Source organism: Collimonas silvisoli, from assembly GCF_018305005.1.
In the GTDB taxonomy this organism is placed as follows: domain Bacteria; phylum Pseudomonadota; class Gammaproteobacteria; order Burkholderiales; family Burkholderiaceae_D; genus Collimonas; species Collimonas silvisoli.
Map to the genome: position 1 here is coordinate 1 of NZ_JAGQEG010000194.1, position 3,542 is coordinate 3,542.

Genomic DNA, 3,542 nt, shown 5'->3' on the forward strand with positions numbered 1-3,542 from the left:
TTAAACTGGATTTTGGCGGGTGTTGATACCTCAGGTTTCAACATGTCCTTTAGCAATGGAGGTGGCGATTTATCCATTGCTAAACAGATATTTTCTATCTTAGTGCAGCCATTATCTTTGGCAACTGGTGTCCAGGTCCAAAGAAGTCTATTCGGTTTGTAGTACGAAAACTTTTCAGTCATGTGAACACAATCTACTTAGTTGAGGAAACCTGCTAATTGCAAATCACATACTGCAATATAAATACTTTTTTAACAACAAAATTTTCTCAACACGGTAGACAACCAAAATTTCCAAATTAAAATATTTCCCATTCAGGCCATGGCGCAAATCGGCGTCAGCATCACCATCGGCACTCCGCCGCCGCCAAGATATGAAGTCGTGCCGCCACCGCGGGTTGGCTACATCTGGGCGCCTGGTTACTGGAACTGGGACGGCAACCGCCACGTATGGGCTGGCGGACATTGGGAGCGCGCTCGCAGCGGTTATCTATGCGATCGCCCGGAATGGCGCCAGGGAAGCAATGGCTGGGAACTGCGTCGCGGCGGCTGGCATCGCGGCCATGACCGTGACGATGACAAACGCGATGAACGCCGTTATGACGACCGGCGTGACGACGACGGAGGCCGCTATCATTGTCCGCCAGGACAGGCTAAAAAGGGCAATTGCTAAGGTATAGCAGCGCCGGCCTGATCCAGCACTTTGCACCGGATCAGGCTGGTTTGCAGTTGTTGACGTCAAGTTGCCCATCGAAGAATTTGCGGGCGGCAATCAGTGCCGCAGGCATGGTGCTTATGTTTCGTTGACCAAGCCGGCTTTAAGCGCCAGTTCCTGGTCCTTGAAAATAGCCATCGCCGTACTCATGCGCTTGAATCCCAGCTTTTTATAAAAGCCTTCCTTGCCGGGAACCGCGTACAGGATGATTTTCCTGTGGCCGGCCGACAGGTCTCTCAGTTTGGCGATGATGGCCTTGCCTAAGCCCTGCCCCTGGCAATCGGGATGTATCGCCACATCGCAAATGTAAGAACAATCGATCCCGTCTGCCAGCGCCCGGCCAACACCGACCAGGGCGCCGTCATCAAATACAAAACACTTGTACAGGCTATTGGAAAAGGCGATTTTCAAATCGTCCGGATGCTTGTCGCCCAGCGGCGCTATCTTATAAAGATTCGAGAGTGCAGCCCAGTCTATGTTTTCTTGTTCGAAGACCCAGTTCATGTTTATTCCTCCGATACGCCCAGCCGTTTTATGTGAGAAAAATTAGCATTAGGACAGAAAATTACTGGTTTTGCCGGTACTTGTCACTTGTTTAAAATGCACTCTCGTTGTCGCCGTCATCAGCATCCGACGCGTTTGTCATTTTTTTCATATAGAGATATTAACCATGCAGAATCAAAGACCGCCCGCGTTTCCGGCTGAATGGCAAGCGCTGGTTGACCAGGCCGCCAATGCGCTGCGCGAGCTGGCGTTGAACGAAGAAGCCAAGGACAGATTCTGTAACGATCCGCTGCTGCGGCCGTTCATGCATCGCGTCGCCCGCCGCTATGTTGCCGGCCAGACGACGCAAGATGTGTTGGAACGCGTCAGCCAGATTAATGCGCGTGGTCATGCCGCATCGGCTGAATATATGGGCGAGAGTTGCCGCGACGAGGCCAGGGCCAATGCGGAGACCGAAGTCTTTCTGGCGTTGCTTAAGGCCATCGATGACAAGGGGCTGAATTGCTCGGTCTCGCTCGATCTGTCTCACATCGGTTCCGTGATCGATCCCGAGTTAGGTTTTCTGAATGCCAGGAAAATCGCGCGCGCGGCCGCTGCCAGCGGCCGCGAAGTGATGATTTCGATGGAGGGTTCGGAGCGCGCCAATAATATCTACGCGACCTATGCCCGCTTGCATGACGAGGCTGAACTGGCGAATGTCGGCGTCACGATTCCCGCCAGGCTGCACCGCAGCGCGCACGATCTGCCAAAACTGATGATGTATCCAGGCCGTATCCGTCTGGTGAAAGGCGCTTTTCTTGAGCCGGAGCAGATTGCCTACAGCCGCAACAGCCCCGAACTGGCGGCCAGCTACCGGCGCTACGCGGCTCAATTGCTGGGCAGCGGGCACAAATGTTCGATTGCGACGCATGATCGCGCCATCCAGGAAGAGCTGACAAATTTAATCACGCAGCAAGGTTTGCTGGGACAGCGCCACTACGAGTTTGAATCGCTGATCGGCCTCGGGACAGAGCCAATAGACGGTTTGCAGAAGCGTGGATTCCCGACGCGGGAATATGCCGTCTATGGCGAGGAATATTTTCTCTACGTGCTTAACCGGATCGCCGAAGAGCCGGTGCGCTTGTATCAGGCGCTGCTTGATATCACGCTATGGGAACCGCGAGTCTAAAATAGACGCGCTGGTCTGCCCACTCCCTCCCGACTGATCAAAAGATGTTTTAGAAAGCCCTCACGATGGCGAGGGCTCTCCTGGCTGGCAGCAATCGGAAGAGCCGATTGAAGCCGGTCTTTTGATTGCTGTAAACACCGTACTAGATCGGTGAAGTCGCTAACACAGATTTCAGCGGGACAAATGCAGCACTGCAATCGATGCCCGTCCCGCTGCCCGGCGTGCCGGTGATCGTGACGCCATTGGACGACGACGTGACGATCGACGACGCAAAGCTTACCGGCCCTGCCCCCAATGTGAAGTGCGTGGCGGCTGGTATAGAGCTCGGTCCGCCATTGTGGCCGGCATTGAACGTAGGTTGCGTGCCGTCGAACACCACGTTATCCAGCGTGATCGTCAGCGGATCGTTCTGGCCGTTGATCGCGTATCCGGCGAAGGTCAGCTTGCCGCCATGGTATTTGCTACTGCCGAGATCATGAAAATCCCTGACCGTGATGTTGGTGAAATGCGGATACAACGTGCCCTTCGAGCTGCTGTAGAAGGAATCGAACACAAGCGGCTGGCTGACGTTGCGCACGCAGATCTGCTTGTAACTCACGTTCGAAACGTTGCCGCCGCGCGACGAATCCGATTTAATGCGCAAGCCGCCGCCAGTACCGCTGTCGTAGCCGTCAATTGTCAGATCGGTGACAGCGATGCTGCTCACGCCTGCATTGGTTTCACTCCCGATGGAGAGCGCATGTCCATAGTAAAAATGGTTATGTATATAGGTATGGTTGCTGGCGCCCGAGCCGGAGCTCGACTTGATGGCCACGTGGTCGTCGCCCGTGCTGATGTAGGAATAAGCGAGCAACACATTCTTGGAGTAACCGGTATCAAAACCGTCCGTGTTCACAGCCGTGTCTGGTGTGAAACAAGTGGCGGGGGTCACAACGTCCGGCGTGGTGCCGGATGGGCATTTGTAACCGGCTTTCGTATAGGCGAGACTTGGCGACAGTATCTTGACGCCCCAAGCCGTCAAGCCGGTAACGCCGTATGCCCAGACATGGAAGTTAGGAGAGTTCTGGAGGGTGATGCCATGCAGCGTGAACCCGCTGCCATTCGCCACCAGCAGGATTCGGGGATTTTGCTGGCTCAGGCCGGAAGTTCTGTTTTG

At 54.6% G+C, this 3,542-nt stretch carries 4 protein-coding genes; 2 read left to right on the top strand and 2 right to left on the bottom strand.

Annotation, left to right across the window (positions count from 1 at the left end; all coding sequences use genetic code 11):
- Nucleotides 1-321 precede the first annotated feature (321 nt).
- Nucleotides 322-672 carry a YXWGXW repeat-containing protein gene (locus KHU33_RS25745; protein ID WP_211468336.1) on the top strand — a complete coding sequence of 117 codons (351 nt, stop codon included), beginning with the start codon at nucleotides 322-324 and terminating at the stop codon, nucleotides 670-672.
- Between the two features lie 120 nt (nucleotides 673-792).
- On the opposite strand, the gene KHU33_RS25750 is transcribed toward KHU33_RS25745, so the two are convergent.
- Entirely contained in the window at nucleotides 793-1,218 is a 426-nt protein-coding gene (locus tag KHU33_RS25750) for a GNAT family N-acetyltransferase (RefSeq protein WP_211468338.1), read from the bottom strand.
- A gap of 166 nt (nucleotides 1,219-1,384) precedes the next feature.
- On the opposite strand from KHU33_RS25750, the gene KHU33_RS25755 reads away from it, so the two are divergent.
- Complete coding sequence (locus KHU33_RS25755; RefSeq protein WP_211468340.1) at nucleotides 1,385-2,386, top strand: proline dehydrogenase family protein; 1,002 nt, start codon at nucleotides 1,385-1,387, stop codon at nucleotides 2,384-2,386.
- A 142-nt stretch (nucleotides 2,387-2,528) separates the two neighbouring features.
- Here the strand turns inward: KHU33_RS25755 and KHU33_RS25760 are convergent.
- Nucleotides 2,529-3,542 (bottom strand): glycoside hydrolase family 28 protein (locus KHU33_RS25760; protein ID WP_230414560.1); only part of this gene is annotated, 1,014 nt, incomplete at its 5' end.